This is a genomic window from Pseudonocardia sp. GCM10023141, from assembly GCF_042653605.1.
In genome coordinates this window covers 73,299-88,457 of record NZ_JBHSIR010000049.1, presented here as the reverse complement: position 1 = coordinate 88,457, position 15,159 = coordinate 73,299, and the positions used below count along the sequence as shown (strand labels likewise).

Sequence of the window (15,159 nt, the reverse complement as noted above, 5' to 3'; positions counted from 1 at the left end):
ATTAACCCGTCTGCGCGAATTCGGTTACCTGCACGCAACCCAGGGCCCCGGCCGGAGCCTATGTTACCTCCATCAATATTTCCCAGGTAGGACGCGTGAATCAATCCATCGGGGCGCCGGACGGCACCGAGGTGCTCACCGGCGTCACCGTGCGGGCCCTGCGGGGCGTTCGGCTGATCGGCGGCACCCTCGCCGACATCGGCATCGCCGATGGGCACGTCGTCGACGGCGTCCCCGACACCGCTGGTGTCGATCTCGATGCCACCGGCTGGCGGGTGCTGCCGGCTGCCTGCGAGCCCCACGCACACCTCGACAAGGCCCTCACCGCCGCGCGCATGGACCCCGGCACCGGCAACGACCTGATGTCCGCGATCACGTCGTGGCGCGAGATCGTCACCGCCGTCGACGCGGCCGACATCGCCGCCCGCGCGCTCATGGCGGTCCGCCGCTACACCGCCCGCGGCATCACCACGATCCGCACCCACGTCGACATCCCGCAGACGGGCGACCCGATGCGCGGCATCGACGCGCTCGTGGCGCTGCGCGAGCGGCTGCGCGGGCGGGTCACGCTGCAGGTCTGCGTGCTCGCCGGCTCCGATGTCCCCGACGCGCAGATCGCGGAGGCGATCCGTCGCGGCGCCGACGTCATCGGCGGGTGCCCGCACCTCGCACCCGACCCGCACCACGAGGTCACCAGGGCCCTCGACGCCGCGCAGCGCCACGGCCTGCCGGTCGACCTGCACGCCGACGAGCAGACCGACGTGACACTGGCCGACGATGCGCTCGACCTCACCGACCTCGCCGAGCAGGTGTTGCGCCGCCGGCTGCCCCAGCGGATCACCGCGAGCCACTGCGTGCGGCTGGGGGCGCTGCCGCCCGAGCGGCTCGACCCCGTGCTGGCGCTCGTGGCGCGCGCCGGGATCGGCATCGTCACGCTGCCGATCACCAACCTGTACCTGCAGGGCCGCGACACCACCCACCTCGTGCCGCGCGGGCTCGCCGCGGTGCGCCGCATCCTCGACGCCGGCATCCCGCTCGCCGCGGGCGCCGACAACCTGCGCGACCCGTTCAACCCGGCCGGTCGCGCCGACCCGTTCGAGACCACGTCGCTGCTGATGACGGCCGGTCACCTGCGCGGGGAGGAGGCACTGGCCGCGATCACCACCGGGGCTCGCACCGTGCTCGGCCTGCCGGCGGCCGGTACCGATGTGGGCGACGTGGCGGACCTGATGCTCGTGCCCGACGGCGACCTCGGCGACGTGCTCGCCGGCGCCGAAGACGCCCGGATCGTGCTGACCGGCGGCCGCGTGGTCGCCGACACGCGCGTCCGGCGCACCCTCGACATCCCGGAACGGCAGGTGTGACCGTGCCCGTGACCCCCGCCTCGACCCCCGTATCGACCAGCACGACCCTGCAGCTGGACCACGTCACGATGCAGTTCCCGACCGGCACCGTCGCGCTCGCCGACGTCAGCATGACGATCGCCGCGGGCGAGTTCGTCTCGGTCGTCGGGCCGTCGGGCTGCGGCAAGTCGACCCTGCTGCGACTCGCGTCCGGGCTGGAGGCGGCCACCGGCGGCACTGTCGCGGTCACCGCGGCGGCCACCAGCTACGTCTTCCAGGACGCGACGCTGCTGGAATGGCGCAGCGCGGCGCGCAACGTCGAGCTGGTGGGGGAGCTGCGTGGGGTGCCGCGCGAGCAGCGTCGGGCCCGCGCGCAGGAGGTGCTCGACCTCGTCGGGCTCACCGGCTTCGAGAAGCAGCACCCGCGCCAGCTCTCGGGGGGCATGCGGATGCGTGTCTCGCTGGCCAGGGCGCTGGTGGCCGATCCGGAGCTGGCGCTGTTCGACGAGCCGTTCGGGGCACTCGACGAGATCACCCGGCTGCAGATGCAGACCGAGCTGCAGCGGCTGTTCCGCAGCAGCGGGTTCGCCGGGCTGTTCATCACCCACTCCGTCTCGGAGGCGGTGTACCTGTCCACCCGCGTGCTCGTGATGAGCGGGCGGCCCGGCCGGATCGTCGCCGATCTCCCGGTGCCGTGGGACTACCCGCGCCCACCCGAGCTGCGTCACACCGGCGAGTTCGCGGCGCTCACCGGGCGGGTCTCGGCTGCGCTGGGCGAGCACCTCGCAGGGGAGCGCGCGTGAGGGCCGGCGCGCTGGCCCGCGGGCTGCCCGTCGTCGCGGCGCTCGCCGGCATCGCCGCGGTCTGGTACGCCATCAGCTACCTGGTGCTGCCGCCCGACCAGCGGTTCCTGCTGCCGCCGCCGCACCAGGCCTACGGCACGGCGGTGTCGAACGCCTCGATCATGGGCCCGATGCTCGAGGGACTGGGCCGCAGCATCCTCGTCGCGATCATCGGGCTCGTGATCGCCGTGGTGCTGGGCATCGGCTGGGCCGTGGTGATGTCCCAGTTCGGCTGGGCGGAGAAGATCCTCTACCCGTACGCGGTGATCCTGCAGACGATCCCGATCCTCGCGCTGGTGCCGCTCATCGGCATCTGGATGGGCTACGGGTTCCCGGCCCGGATCGCGGTCTGCGTGATCATCGCGGTCTTCCCGATGATCTCCAACACCTTCTTCGGCCTGCAGTCGGCGGGTGCCGATGCGCACGACCTGATGACGCTCAACCGCGCCACGCGCGCGCAGCGGCTGTTCAAGCTCGAGTTCCCCGCGGCCGTCCCGTCGATCTTCACCGGGCTGCGCACGGCCGCGGGGCTCTCGGTGATCGGCGCGATCGTCGGCGACTACTTCTTCCAACAGGGCGCCCCCGGCATCGGCGGCCTCCTGCGCGTCTACACGCAGCGGCTCTCCATGGAACCGCTGCTCACCGCCGTCACGCTCACGGCGCTGTTCGGCGTCGTGTTCTTCACCGCGTTCGCCGCGCTCGACCGCGCGGTCGTCGGCCGCTGGTACGGCTCGAACCCCCGAGGAGAACGATGAACCGCAGGTCCGTCCTGGTCGCGACGACGCTCGCGGCCGCACTCGTCCTCACGGCGTGCGGTTCGGGCGGGTCCACCGCCCCGGCCGCTCCCGGAGCCCCGGCCGCGCCTGCGGGCGGGCCGCTCGACCTCAAGGCGGCCGGCTGCCCGGCCACCGTGGTGCTGCAGCAGGACTGGCAGCCCGAGGCCGAGCACGGCGCGATGTACTCGGTGGTCGGGCCGGGGTACACGATCGACTCCGACAAGAAGTCGGTGACCGGGCCGCTGGTGGCCCAGGGCGTCGATACCGGGGTGAAGGTGGAGGTGCGCGCCGGCGGGCCGAACACGGGGTTCAAGCCGGTGCCCGCGCTGATGTACGTGGACCCGTCGATCACGCTCGGCGCCGTCAACACCGACCAGGCCATCGTGTCGGCGGCCGCGCAGCAGGTGACGGTCGCGGTGACGTCGCAGCTCACCGTGAGCCCGCAGATCCTCATGTGGGACCCCGCGACCTACCCGGGGATGACCACGCTCAAGCAGGTGGCCGCCACCGGGGCCCCGGTGGTCACCTCGGGTGAGGTGCTGCCGGCGCTGCTGGCGTCGCAGGGGATCATCACCAAGGCCCAGTCCGACACGAGCTACGACGGCACCCCGGCCCGGTTCGTGTCCGACCCGAAGATCATGCAGCAGGGCTTCGCCACGGCCGAGCCGTACATCTACGAGAACGAGATCGCGCAGTGGCACAAGCCGATCGCGTCGGAGACGTTCTCGAACTACGGCTACTCGATCTACCCGGAGCCGCTGGCGGTGCGCGCCGACAAGCTCGACGGGCTCCGGTCGTGCCTGCAGAAGCTGGTGCCGGTCATGCAGCGCGCGCAGGTCGACTACCTCAAGACGCCGGGCCCGACGAACGCACTGATCGTCAAGCTGGTGGACAGCTACCAGACCGGGTGGTCCTACACCGCGGGTGACGCGGACTTCTCGGCGAAGACCCAGCTCAGCGGCGGGTTCGTGGAGAACGACCCGGCCTCGGGTGTGTTCGGCCAGTTCGACCCGGCCCGGATGCAGGACACCGTGGCTCGCTTCGTGCCGATCCTGCAGGCGGCCGGCACGCTGACCGGACCGGCTCCCGCAGCCACGAGCCTGTTCACCAACGACTTCATCGACAAGTCGGTGAAGCTCTCGTGACGGGCATCCCGCAGCGCACGGCCCGGGCGGCCGCGGAGATCACCCGGCTCGGGGCGGGTGCGGTCTCCACCGAGAAGGGCCTGCTGACCACCGTGTCGTCGGACTGGTCGCGCATGTCGCCGGTGCTGCAGGAGAAGGTGCCGCCGGGGCGCTACCTCGCCGACGCCGTGGTGCGCCCGGCGACGGGGGAGGACGTGGCGACGGTGCTGAAGGTCGCGTTCGAGCACGACGTGCCGGTGACGCCGCGCGGCGCGGGCACGGGCAACTACGGCCAGGCCACGCCGTTCGACGGCGGGCTGCTGCTCGACCTGCGGGCGCTCACCGGCGTGCGGGTGGGTGCCGACACCGTCACCACCGGCGCCGGCGCCCGCATGACGGCGATCGACCGGGTGCTGCGGGCGGCGGGGCGCGACCTCTGGATTTACCCCTCCACGAAGTCGTCCACGCTGGGTGGCTTCGTGGGCGGCGGCAGCGCGGGCACCGGCTCGATCGAGCACGGCACCACCAGCGACGGGCTCGTCGTCGCGGCCACGATCGCGCCGATGGACGGCAGCGGCGAGCTGTTCACGGTGACCGGCGAGGACCTGACGCCCTACATCCACACCTACGGTGTCACCGGCGTGATCGTGGAGTTGGAGGTGCGCACCGACCCCGCGCGGGAGTGGACGTCGATCTACGCAGCGTTCGACTCCTACGCCGAGCTCGCGGCCGCCCACCGGTCCCTGCTGGACGTGCGTCCGCTGCCCCGGCTCTGCTCCGGCGACGAGCCCGCGCTCGTCTCGACGCTCAACGCCCCGGTGGCACTGGACCCGGAGCGCTTCAGCCTGCGCGTGATCGCCGATTCCTCCACTGTGGACCAGGTGAGCGAGCGCGTGCGCACCGCGGGCGGCGACGTCGTGGCCGAGCTGGGCGACTACGCGGAGAGCGACCGGCTCTCGGGCATGTCCTACAACCACCCGATCTGGTTCCTGCAGCGAGCCCATCCCGACCGCAGCTGGTTCCACATGGAGACCGGCGGCGTGGCGATCTGGGACGACCCCGACGCCGTCCGCGCCTGCTACGAGGGCCCGGTGCACCTGCACCTGGAGGTCTTCGCGCACGGCCCCGGTGCCATGGTCGTGGCCGAGTACCGGGGCGAGCAGGCGATGCTCGACGGCATCCCGAGGATGGAGGCGCTCGGCATGGGCGTGCACTCACCGCACCAGTGGTACGTCGACCGGTCGGTGGAGCTGGCCATCGCGACGGCGCGGCGCACCGACCCGAAGGGCCTGCTCAACCCGGGCAAGCTGACGGCCACGCCGCCGGTCGACAGCCGCGTCGACATCGGGGTGCGCTGACATGAGGTTCGAGGACCTGACCTGGCCGCAGATCGCCGCGCTGCCGCCCGGCACGGTGGCCGTGCTCCCGCTCGGGGCGATCGAGCAGCACGGCCCGCACCTGCCCGTCTCCACCGACTTCGTGACCGCCACGGAGGCGGCCACCGCCGCCGTGGCGGCCGTCGACCGGACCGGCACCGCGTCGGCCGTGCTGTTACCGGGGCTGGCGTTCACGAAGTCCGACGAGCACCACAGCTTCCCCGGCACGATCTGGCTGTCGTGGGACACCCTCATGCGCACGCTCGTCGACATCGGCCGCTCGCTGCAGACCTCCGGGATCACGCGGCTGCTGTTCGTCAACGGCCACGGCGGCAACTCCGCACTGGGGCAGGTGGCGTGCCGCGAGATCCGCAGGCAGTTCGGCCTGCGCACCTTCTTCGCCCACCTGTCGGTGCCGGTGGACCAGGGCGGCACCGGATCGGGCGCGGACGAGCACGGCATGGGCATCCACGGCGGGCACGGCGAGACGTCGCTGATGCTGCACCTGCGCCCGGAACTGGTGCACATGGACCTGGCGGTGCGCCGCGTGCCCGAGGCACTGCGCGCGCACGACCTGATCGGCTTCGGCAAGCCCGTGTCGTTCGGCTGGCTGTCGGACGACTTCGGCCCGGACGGCCACATCGGCGACCCGACCGGTGCGACGGCCGAGCACGGCAAGGCGCTGTTCGAGGGGGCCGTCGAGCGGCTGACCGCGGTGATCGCGGAGGCGGCCCGGTTCACGACCTGAGTGGCGGGGAAGGCGCGGGCAGCTGCGTCCGGTAGCGACCCGGGGTCGTACCGATGATCTGGGTGAACGCCGCGATGAAGCTGCTGGGGTTGGCCCATCCGCAGGCGGCGGCGGTGCGGATGGTGTCGTGGCCCTCGGCGAGGAGCACGAGCGCGTGGTGGACGCGCAGCTGGGTGCGCCACTCGTAGAAGGTCATCCCGAGCTCGTCGTGGAAGAGCCGGCTCAGCGTGCGGGAGCTGGCGCCGATCGTGCTCCCGAGCTCGGCCAGCGTGGCGTTGTCCGCGGGCGCGGCGTACAGCCTGCGGGCGACGGCCTGCAGCCGGTCGTCGCGTGGTTCGGGCAGGTGCAGCGGCTGCTCCGGCGCCTCGCGGAGCTCGTCGACGAGCACCCGCAGCAGGCGGGTGCGTGCGGGGCGGCTGTAGCCGGGTGCGGTGCCGTCGTAGTTGTGGGCACCGGTCAGGGTGAGCAGGACCTCGCGGGCCAGGCCGGAGGCCAGGAACACGGCGGGACGGTCCGGGACGAGCCGGGCGAGGGAGGGCGCGAGGAAGACGATCCGCATGTCGGTCTCGCCGTAGGCGCGGTGGTGGTGGGTGAACCCGGCCGGGGTCCAGGCGACCCGGTTGGCGGGAACGATCGACGTGCCGCGCTCGGTGTGCACGGCCAACACGCCGCCTGCCGCGTACACCAGGTGTCCCCGCGCGTGCGCCTGCACGGCACTCGCCTCGCCGGAGGGCCACCGGTGGCGTCCACCGGCGGGCCACAGGTGTGACGTCACACCGGCGGCCGCGCGAGGTTGGCGGCGAACGGGCATCGGTTGGCATCCTATCGGTGGCACGCCACTGCGTGAGCCGATGACACTGCCTGCATCGGCTCACGAGGAGGAGGAACGCATGACGACGTTCGTGCTGGTGCCCGGCGCCTGGAAGGGTGCCTGGGCGTTCGAGGCGGTGGTTCCGCTGCTGGAGCGGGCCGGCCACACCGTCCACGCACTGACCCTGACCGGCCTGCGGCCGGGGGACGACGACGCCACGGCCGCGGCCGCCAACCTGGACACGCACGCAGGCGACGTGCTGCGACACCTCGATCACCACCACATCACCGGCGCGACGCTGGTCGGCCACAGCTACGCCGGCATGGTGATCGCCGCCGCCGCCGACCGCGCAGGCGGCCGGATCGCCCGGCTGGTGCATCTCGACGCCTACGTCCCGCGCGATGGCGAGTCGTGCTGGTCGTCGACCAACGACCACTTCCGGGACGTGTTCGCCACCGGCGCCGCGGACACCGGCTTCGCCGTCCGACCGCCGGGTGCGGGAGGCGATCCCCGCCGCCGTCCCCATCCGCTCGCGTCGTTCCTGCAGGCGATCCGGCTCACCGGCGCGGTCGACGAGGTGCCCCGGCGGGAGTTCGTCTACTGCTCCGGATGGGCGGACCGGACGCCCTTCGCCGAACTCCGCGCCCGGCTGGGAGCCGATCCGCGGTGGCGGGTGCACGACCTCCCCACCCGCCACGACGCCATGCACGAGGCCCCGGAGGCGGTGGCGGCACTGCTGCTCGCCTGCTGAGTGTGGGTCGGCCGGCAACGGCCCCACTCACTCGCGCAATGTCAGCCCGTAGAACTCGACGCGGTACCCGTCCACGTCCTGGCTCCGCCCCGTCAGCCGGAGCCGGTCCCGTGGGGTCCGGGTGCCCAGCGCTCGTGCGGTGCCGGCCACCGACGAGCGCTCGCTGCGCACGGCGGTGGCTGACCGCGGCCGGCGCTGGGTCGACACCCCCGGTGGCGGGGAACCCGTGCGCCCCCATGATCGACGGGCGACGTCCATGATCGTCCGGCGGTCGACGCCTGCTGCCATCCGGTGTGCTCCCCCCGCGCCCTGCATGTTGCCCAGCCCCGATGTAGATCATGGGCAGGGCCGGGGCGTTGGGCGGGTGTGAGCGGGGTCACCGCCGCGACCTTCGAACATTGACTCCGGGGATCCTGGTTATCTAATGTCCTGATTCATGCGGATGGGCAAGGGTGTCGAGTGGGCGCTGCACGTCCTGCTCGCGCTCGCCTGGATCGACGATGACGAGCCGGTGTCCACGGCGCAGCTGGCCGCGGGTCACGACCTGCCGCCCGCGTATCTGAACAAGCAGCTCCAGGCGCTGGTGCGGGCCGGGCTGCTGCTGTCGGAGCCCGGGGCGCGGGGCGGCTTCCGGCTGGCCCGCCGGCCGGAGTCGATCACACTGATGGACGTCGTCGCCGCCATCGAGGGTTCCGACGAGGCCTTCCGGTGCATGGAGATCCGGCGCCGGGGAGCGGGTGCGGACATGCCGGCGAGCGCGTTCCGCGAGACCTGCGCCGTGCAGTCCTCCATGCAGCGCGCCGAGCTCGCGTGGCGCCGCGAGCTGGCCCGCCAGACCATCGCCGACGTCCGTGCCGAGGCCGACGCGCATGCCCCCGGCGCGGGCCCGGTGCTGCGCCGCTCCTTCGGCCGGGACTAGCCGTCTTTCGAGGTGTCCATGGCAACGATGCAGGGAAAGGTGAATCTGGATGTCTGATGTCCTGATTATTGGCGGGGGTTTCGCGGGTGTGTGGGCCGCGGCCGGGATGCAGCGGACGGCGCGGGAGGCCGGCGTGGGTGCCGACGAGCTGCGCGTCACGCTGGTCGCGGCGGGTGACGACATCGTGATCCGCCCGCGGCTCTACGAGTCCGGGCCCGAGCAGATGCGCGTCTCTCTCGACCGGATCCTCGGCCCGATCGGGGTGCGCCGCATCGCCGCGACGGTGACGGGCATCGACACCGCCGCGCGGCAGGTCACGGCCATCGGTCGCGACGGGCTCCCGTCGGTGCTGCACTACGACCGGCTGGTGCTGGCGGCCGGCAGCCAGGTGGTACGTCCCGAGCTCCCGGGCGCGGAGCACCTCTTCGACGTCGACACGATGACGGGCGCCGCGGGGCTGGCCGGGCACCTCGACCGGCTCCCGCGCCGGGCCGCGGAGGGTGCGACAGGCGGGGACACCTTCACCGCCGTGGTCGTGGGCGCCGGGTTCACCGGCATCGAGGTGGCCACTGAGCTCGTCGGGCGCCTGCGCGCCATCGCCGGAGCGACCACGCCGGTGCGGGTGGTCCTCGTGGAGCGAGCCGATGCCGTCGGGCCGGAGCTGGGTCCGGGTCCGCGCCCGGAGATCCTCGCCGCGCTCGACGAGCTCGGTGTCGAGCTGCGCCTCGGCGTGAGCCTGACGGCGGTCACCCCGACCGGGGTGACGCTGTCGGACGGCACCACGATCGCCGCGGCCACCACCATCTGGACGGCCGGCATGCTGGCGAGCCCGCTGACCGCACAGGTGCCGGGCCGCCGCGACCGGCTCGGCCGCCTGCACGTCGACGAGCACCTGCGCGTCGAGGGCGTCGCGGACGTCTACGCCGCGGGCGACACGGCCGCGGCGCAGGCGGAGGACGGCCACCACGTCACGCAGAGCTGCCAGCATGCCGTGCCGCAGGGCAAGTTCGTGGGGCGCAACGTCGCCGCCGACCTGCTCGGGCTGCCCGCCGTGCCGTTCGTGCCGGACCCCTACGTGACGTGCCTGGACCTCGGCGCCGCGGGAGCCGTGCTGACCAGCGGGTTCGAGCGGTCGGTGGTGATGACCCGCGACGAGGCCAAGGACCTCAAGCGCTCCATCAACGCCCAGTGGATCTACCCGCCGGTGGACGACGGGGAGCACATCCTCGACCGCGCCGACCACCGTCAGACGTGGCCGACGGCCGAGACCGTGAGCGGGGCGGCCCTGTAACGACTAGCCGCGGAACCACCGCCGCCATGGCCCTCGTCGCCGGCCCACCGAGCGCTGCGGCGCCGGGAAGGCCGGCGGGAACGGCTGCGGCGTCGGGGGTGCCACCAGCGCGGATGGGGCGGGCAGTGTCGGCGGGTCCAGCGCGCGCAGCGTGGGCGGGTTCGCGGACGGGGTCGGACGGACGTGCGGGGACGGCCGCCACCGGTGCGTGTCGGTCACGAACCCTTGTCGGCGCCCGCCCCCGGCGCCGTTAGCCGGACATGGCGGACGTCACGCGGCGCCCGAGACGATGGCGCATGACGCTGCGCGTCTCGGCGATGGTCGTACGCGGGCGGGTGCACTTGTCTGGTGGACATGACCGATACCCGAGTTCCCCTGCAGGTGACGACCCCGGGGCTGTCCCCGCTGATGGCGGTGCTGGCCCGGGTGGGGTTGCTGGGCAGCGCGCTGGTGGCCGGCACCTTCTACGCCTTCTCGGCGTTCGTGATGCCGGCGCTGCAACGGCTGCCCGCCGCCGAGGGCGTCGCCGCCATGCAGTCGGTCAACATCACCGCCGTGCAGCCGGCGTACCTGACGGTGCTGCTGGGCACCGGCGGGGTGTGCTGCGGTTCGGCACCCGCAGGTGACGGACAACGTTCTACATCACCTTGACGCAACGGAGGTGTAATGTAGAGTATCGCGCATCCGGATCCGAGGAGGCGCCGTGCCCTACGTCATCGCCGAGGCTTGCATCGACGTCATGGACAGGTCCTGCATGGACGAATGTCCCGTCGACTGCATCTACGAAGGCGCGCGCAAGCTCTACATCAACCCGCTGGAGTGCATCGACTGTGGCGCCTGCGAACCGGCCTGCCCGGTCGAGGCCATCACGCAGGACCGCGCGGTGGAGGACGGCCAGGACGCCTTCGTCGACGACAACGCGCGGTTCTTCGCGCTGCCCCTGCCCGGCCGCGCGGAGGCGATCGGCTCGCCCGGCGGAGCCGCCGCGGTGGGGCCGGTGGCGGCCGACACCGAGCTCGTCGCGGGCTACGACGCCCGCGGCTGAGAGGGGACGCGGCTCGGCGGAGAGTGATCTGGGTCACTTCCGCGACCGAGCCCCAACCCCGTGGTCCGGTTCGGACTCGTCCACACCGGAGCGCCACGACCGGGGCGCGCGGGAGGTGGACCGATGAACGACGAGACAGCACGGGCCGGCGTCGACACGGCGGGAGCGGCACCGGTGATCGCGGGTGCCGGGCTGCGCAGCGTGCGCGGCTGGGGGATGGTCGCGATCGCCGCGATGGCCGCGGTCGTGCTGCTGCGCACCGTGGACGTCGTGCGGGACTGGTCGACCTACGCCGGCGCCCGGACGCTGGTCGCGTCCGGGATCGGCGCACTGCGCCAGTCGCAGCTGAGCGAGCTGCGCAGCCAGACGGTCTTCCTGCTACTGACGCTGCTCGTGGTGATCCCGGCCGTCATCGCGTTCCCGGTCTGGACGGCGCGGGCCCGCGGGAACGCGGAGCTGATCAGCGCGCGGCCGCACCGGCGGACCCGCGGCTGGGCGGTCGGGTCGTGGTTCGTGCCCGTGGCGAACATCTGGCTGCCCAAGATCGTGATCGAGGACATCTGGCTGGCCAGCGACCCGGCGACGCGCTCGTTGCCGGCCGGTGTCGGGCCGCGCTCGGTGAGCGGCGTGACGGCGTGGTGGGGCATGCTCGTCGCGCTCTTCGTCGTGTACGTCGTCGGCAGCATCGCGATCCCGAGGCCTGTCGTCACCTACGGGGCCTCGGGTGCGGTGATCGACGGTGCCGCCGCGTTCACCTCGGCGGCACTCGGGGTGGCGGTGGTCAACACCGTGCTGGTGGCGCTCTCGGGCGTGGCGCTGTGGTTCGCCGTCGGCGTGATCTCCCAGGTGGGTCGCTGGCAGGAGGACTGCCTCACCGCGCGCTGAGCGCCCCTACCAAGGTCGATGCCCGGGCGCCGCGCGGCGGATGCGGCGCCCGGGAGTCGTCACCGAACCTGGCGGCCTTCGACGAAAGGGAGGCGCGCCATGACCGTCCTCGACACCACGACCACCCGCCGCTGGATCCGGCCGGCCACGATCGGCGTCGCCGTGCTGGCCGCGCTCGTGCTGTGGATCGTGCTGGTCCCGGTGGCGGGGCTGGAACTGGCGGCGCTGCAGGGGCCGGCGCTGCTGCAGGTCGACGCCGTGTCCGTCGCGGTGGCCACGGCCGTGGTCGGGCTGCTCGGGTGGGGGCTGCTCGCGCTGCTGGAGCGGCGCTCGGCGAGCGGGCTGCGGTACTGGACGATCGTCGCCGCCTGCGTGTGCGTCCTGTCCACGGGCGACCCGTTGATCAACGGGGTGACACTCGGGGCGAAGCTGGGGCTGGCGGCCCTGCACCTGGTGGTGGGCCTGGTCGTGATCGTGGGGTTCCGCCGGGGGCAGCGCCGGTAGTACTTCCGGCCGGCCGGCTCCGTCGGCAGACGGAGGTGGGCGCACCCGCCCGTACCTACGGTGATGGCGTGGTCAGCGAGCGGATCGTGTCCTGGATGCGCGGGCACGAGTTCCTCGTCGACGCCGTTGCCGCGGTCGTGCTCGCCGCGGGCTGGGCGGCCTTCGGGCTCATCACCAGCACCGACGGCGCGTACCTGCTGCTGACGCTCGCGCTGCTGCTCCCGCTGGCGTGGCGGCGCCGCCGTCCGGTGGGCTGCGCGGCGGTCGTGCTGGGCGTCGCGTTCCTGCAGTGGCTCACGGTCGTCGACGGCTACGGCGCGATCCCGGCCGACCTGGCCGTACCGCTGGCGATCTACGCCGTGGCGGGCTACGGCCCGCTGTGGGCGAGCCGGCTCGGGCTCGCCGCGGGCGGGCTCGGCGCGGTGCTGGGCGGGGTGAAGGTGCCGATCGTGTCGGCCCCGCTGGCGAGCCACGTACTGGTGGCCGCGTTCCTGGCCAGCACGGTCGTGGCGGCATGGGCGTTCGGTGCCCTGCATCGCGCGCGGCGAGCCGAGGTGGCGACGCTGGCCGAGCGGGCCCGGCTGCTCGAGGTCGAGCGGGAGCAGCGCGACCGGCTCGCGGTGCTGGCCGAGCGCACGCGGATCGCGCGCGAGATGCACGACATCGTGGCGCACTCACTCGTCGTGCTGATCGCGCAGGCCGACGGCGGGCGGTACGCGGCGGCAGCCGCTCCCGACGCCGCCACCACCGCGCTCGCGACGATCGGCGACTACGCACGTCGCGCACTGGGGGAGACCCGGCGGGCCCTGGGTGTGCTCCGGGACGGGCCGGCCGCACCGGGCGCGCCGGTGCCGCCGCAGCCCGGCATCGACGACGTCGCGCTGCTGGTGGAGCAGGTGCGAGCCGGTGGGCTCGACGTCGCGCTGACGCTGCAGGCGCCGCCGTCGGTGGTCGAGCCGGGACTGGGACTGGTGGTGTACCGCATCGTCCAGGAAGGGCTGACGAACGTGATCAAGCACGCCGGACCGGCGGTCCGCGCGGAGGTGACGGTGCGGTGGGGGCCGCGTCGGTTGGAGATCGACGTGCTCGACAACGGGACCACCACCGCGAGCACCGGGGCAGGCGGGCACGGCGTGCTCGGCATGCAGGAGCGCGCGAGCACCTACGGCGGCACCGTCACGCTGCACCACCGACCGGGTGGAGGCCGCGCGCTGCGCGCACGCATCCCGATGCCGTCGTGACGGATCCGGTACGGGTGCTGCTGGTGGAGGACCAGGTCATGGTCCGGGCCGGCTTCCGCATGGTGATCGACTCGCAACCGGACCTGACCGTGGTAGGCGAGGCGGGCGACGGGGCCGCGGGGGTGGCGGCGGCGCGGCGGCTGCGTCCGGACGTGGTGGTGATGGACGTGCGGATGCCGGTGCTCGACGGCATCGAGGCCACCCGCCTGGTCACGGCACTTCCCGAGCCGCCCAGGGTCATCATGCTCACCACCTTCGACCTCGACGAGCATGCGCTCGCCGCGATCCGGGCCGGCGCCAGCGGGTTCCTGCTCAAGGACGCACCCGCCGCGGACATGCTGGCCGCCGTGCGCACCGTGCACGTCGGTGATGCGGTGCTGGCCGCGTCCACCACCCGACGGCTGCTCGACCACCTGGCGCCCGCGTTCGACCCGGTGGCTGCGCGGGCCGTCGGGGAGCTGACCGAGCGCGAGCGGGAGGTGCTGGTCGCGATGGCCCGCGGCTGGTCCAACGGCGAGATCGCCGACCGGCTCGTCGTGGCGGAGGGCACGGTGAAGACGCACGTCAGCCACGTGCTCGCGAAGCTGGCCGTCCGGGACCGGGTGCAGGCGGTTGTCGCCGCGTACGAGGCGGGACTGGTCCGGCCCGGCGACGGGGGCGGGGCGGGGGCGCTTGCGGATCTGCACCGCCACCAGCGCGCCGAGCACGACGAGCCCGCCGACGACCTGCCACGGGCTCAGCTCCTGGCCGAGCAGCAGCCGGCCGGGCGTCGTGGCGACCACCGGGCTGAGCAGGCCGAGGAACGTGACCTGGGTGGGGGAGAGCAGCTGGATGCCGCGGAACCACAGCGTGTAGGCCAGCGCGGACCCGATGATCGTGAGGTAGGCGTAGCCGGTGACGTTCGTGGCGGTCAGGTGCGCCGGCGGCGGGCCCTCGACGAGCAGCGCGATGGGGAGCAGCAGCACCCCGCCCGCGACGAGCTGCCACCCGGTGACGGCGAGCACCGGGGCGGTGGACGTCCAGCGCTTGCTGAGCACCACGCCGGTCGCCATCACCACGGCACCCCCGATCGCGGCGGCGATGCCGAGGCCATCGAGCCGCGCGTCGGCCCGCAGTACGAGCAGACTCACCCCGGCGACGCCCGCGGCCGCGGCGATCGTCGTGCGCACCGTCAGCCGCTCACCCAGTAGCCCGACGGCCAGCACGGCGACGAGCAGCGGCTGCAGCGCGCCGACGGTGGCGGCCACCCCGCCCGGTAGTCGGTAGGCGGCGACGAACAGCAGCGCGAAGAACGCGCCGATGTTGAGCGCGCCGAGCACGAACGCGCGCCACCACCACGCCCCGGTGGGGAGGCGCCGGGTCACCAGCAGCAGGACCAGCCCGGCCGGCAGCGCGCGCACCGTAGCGGCGAGCAGCGGCCGGTCCGGCGGCAGCAGCTCGGTGGTGGCGAGGTACGTGGTGCCCCATAGTGCCGGCGCCAGCGCGGTGACCTGCAGCAGTGGG

Annotated in this window: 16 protein-coding genes and 2 pseudogenes; 15 read left to right on the top strand and 3 right to left on the bottom strand. The window is 73.3% G+C overall.

Annotated elements, in window-relative coordinates:
- Window positions 1-95: 95 nt before the first annotated feature.
- Genes ACFPFQ_RS28060 through ACFPFQ_RS28035 form a run of 6 tightly spaced genes read left to right on the top strand, consistent with a single transcriptional unit; the run spans window position 96 to window position 6,209 of the window.
- Window positions 96-1,364: an amidohydrolase family protein gene (locus tag ACFPFQ_RS28060; protein ID WP_379624070.1), complete on the top strand. Its 1,269-nt coding sequence runs from the start codon at window positions 96-98 to the stop codon at window positions 1,362-1,364.
- A 2-nt stretch (window positions 1,365-1,366) separates the two neighbouring features.
- Window positions 1,367-2,146, top strand: coding sequence for an ABC transporter ATP-binding protein (locus ACFPFQ_RS28055; protein ID WP_379624068.1), 780 nt, complete (start codon window positions 1,367-1,369; stop codon window positions 2,144-2,146).
- Window positions 2,143-2,940, top strand: coding sequence for an ABC transporter permease (locus ACFPFQ_RS28050; RefSeq protein WP_379624066.1), 798 nt, complete (start codon window positions 2,143-2,145; stop codon window positions 2,938-2,940). The genes ACFPFQ_RS28055 and ACFPFQ_RS28050 overlap by 4 nt, the downstream gene beginning before the upstream one ends.
- Window positions 2,937-4,106, top strand: a complete 1,170-nt coding sequence (locus ACFPFQ_RS28045; protein WP_379624064.1) for an ABC transporter substrate-binding protein — start codon at window positions 2,937-2,939, stop codon at window positions 4,104-4,106. The genes ACFPFQ_RS28050 and ACFPFQ_RS28045 overlap by 4 nt, the downstream gene beginning before the upstream one ends.
- Complete coding sequence (locus ACFPFQ_RS28040) at window positions 4,103-5,443, top strand: FAD-binding oxidoreductase (RefSeq protein WP_379624062.1); 1,341 nt, start codon at window positions 4,103-4,105, stop codon at window positions 5,441-5,443. Before ACFPFQ_RS28045 ends, ACFPFQ_RS28040 begins: the two co-directional genes overlap by 4 nt.
- Before the next feature lies 1 nt (window position 5,444).
- Window positions 5,445-6,209 (top strand): creatininase family protein, encoded by a 765-nt coding sequence (locus tag ACFPFQ_RS28035; RefSeq protein ID WP_379624060.1) that lies wholly within the window; start codon window positions 5,445-5,447, stop codon window positions 6,207-6,209.
- Here ACFPFQ_RS28035 and ACFPFQ_RS28030 read toward each other — a convergent pair.
- Window positions 6,199-7,020, bottom strand: a complete 822-nt coding sequence (locus ACFPFQ_RS28030) for a helix-turn-helix transcriptional regulator (RefSeq protein ID WP_379624058.1) — start codon at window positions 7,018-7,020, stop codon at window positions 6,199-6,201. The two genes, ACFPFQ_RS28035 and ACFPFQ_RS28030, sit on opposite strands and share 11 nt — an antisense overlap.
- 79 nt (window positions 7,021-7,099) lie before the next feature.
- On the opposite strand from ACFPFQ_RS28030, the gene ACFPFQ_RS28025 reads away from it, so the two are divergent.
- Window positions 7,100-7,771 (top strand): alpha/beta fold hydrolase, encoded by a 672-nt coding sequence (locus ACFPFQ_RS28025; RefSeq protein WP_379624056.1) that lies wholly within the window; start codon window positions 7,100-7,102, stop codon window positions 7,769-7,771.
- Between the two features lie 27 nt (window positions 7,772-7,798).
- Here the strand turns inward: ACFPFQ_RS28025 and ACFPFQ_RS28020 are convergent, their stop codons facing one another.
- Window positions 7,799-8,059, bottom strand: a complete 261-nt coding sequence (locus ACFPFQ_RS28020; protein ID WP_379624054.1) for a hypothetical protein — start codon at window positions 8,057-8,059, stop codon at window positions 7,799-7,801.
- A gap of 148 nt (window positions 8,060-8,207) precedes the next feature.
- On the opposite strand from ACFPFQ_RS28020, the gene ACFPFQ_RS28015 reads away from it, so the two are divergent.
- The 8 genes and pseudogenes from ACFPFQ_RS28015 to ACFPFQ_RS27980 form a co-directional block, all read left to right on the top strand.
- Complete coding sequence (locus ACFPFQ_RS28015; RefSeq protein ID WP_379624052.1) at window positions 8,208-8,690, top strand: RrF2 family transcriptional regulator; 483 nt, start codon at window positions 8,208-8,210, stop codon at window positions 8,688-8,690.
- 49 nt (window positions 8,691-8,739) lie between these two features.
- A complete protein-coding gene (locus ACFPFQ_RS28010) occupies window positions 8,740-9,981 on the top strand; it encodes an NAD(P)/FAD-dependent oxidoreductase (protein ID WP_379624050.1) in 1,242 nt (413 codons plus the stop codon).
- Window positions 9,982-10,335: 354 nt separating this feature from the next.
- Window positions 10,336-10,632: a hypothetical protein gene (locus ACFPFQ_RS28005; protein WP_379624048.1), complete on the top strand. Its 297-nt coding sequence runs from the start codon at window positions 10,336-10,338 to the stop codon at window positions 10,630-10,632.
- A gap of 52 nt (window positions 10,633-10,684) precedes the next feature.
- Entirely contained in the window at window positions 10,685-11,026 is a 342-nt protein-coding gene (gene fdxA / locus ACFPFQ_RS28000; protein ID WP_379624046.1) for a ferredoxin, read from the top strand.
- 123 nt (window positions 11,027-11,149) lie between these two features.
- The gene (locus ACFPFQ_RS27995) at window positions 11,150-11,911 is read left to right on the top strand and encodes a DUF4328 domain-containing protein (RefSeq protein ID WP_379624044.1); all 762 of its coding nucleotides are present in this window, start codon (window positions 11,150-11,152) and stop codon (window positions 11,909-11,911) included.
- Between the two features lie 99 nt (window positions 11,912-12,010).
- The gene (locus ACFPFQ_RS27990; RefSeq protein ID WP_379624042.1) at window positions 12,011-12,415 is read left to right on the top strand and encodes a DUF6069 family protein; all 405 of its coding nucleotides are present in this window, start codon (window positions 12,011-12,013) and stop codon (window positions 12,413-12,415) included.
- Window positions 12,416-12,483: 68 nt separating this feature from the next.
- The gene (locus tag ACFPFQ_RS27985; protein WP_379624040.1) at window positions 12,484-13,656 is read left to right on the top strand and encodes a sensor histidine kinase; all 1,173 of its coding nucleotides are present in this window, start codon (window positions 12,484-12,486) and stop codon (window positions 13,654-13,656) included.
- Between the two features lie 38 nt (window positions 13,657-13,694).
- Window positions 13,695-14,309 (top strand): annotated as a pseudogene (locus ACFPFQ_RS27980) (response regulator); the annotation flags it as partial.
- Here ACFPFQ_RS27980 and ACFPFQ_RS27975 read toward each other — a convergent pair.
- A pseudogene (locus ACFPFQ_RS27975) lies at window positions 14,304-15,155 on the bottom strand (EamA family transporter); the annotation flags it as partial. The pseudogenes ACFPFQ_RS27980 and ACFPFQ_RS27975 sit on opposite strands and share 6 nt — an antisense overlap.
- Window positions 15,156-15,159 lie beyond the last annotated feature (4 nt).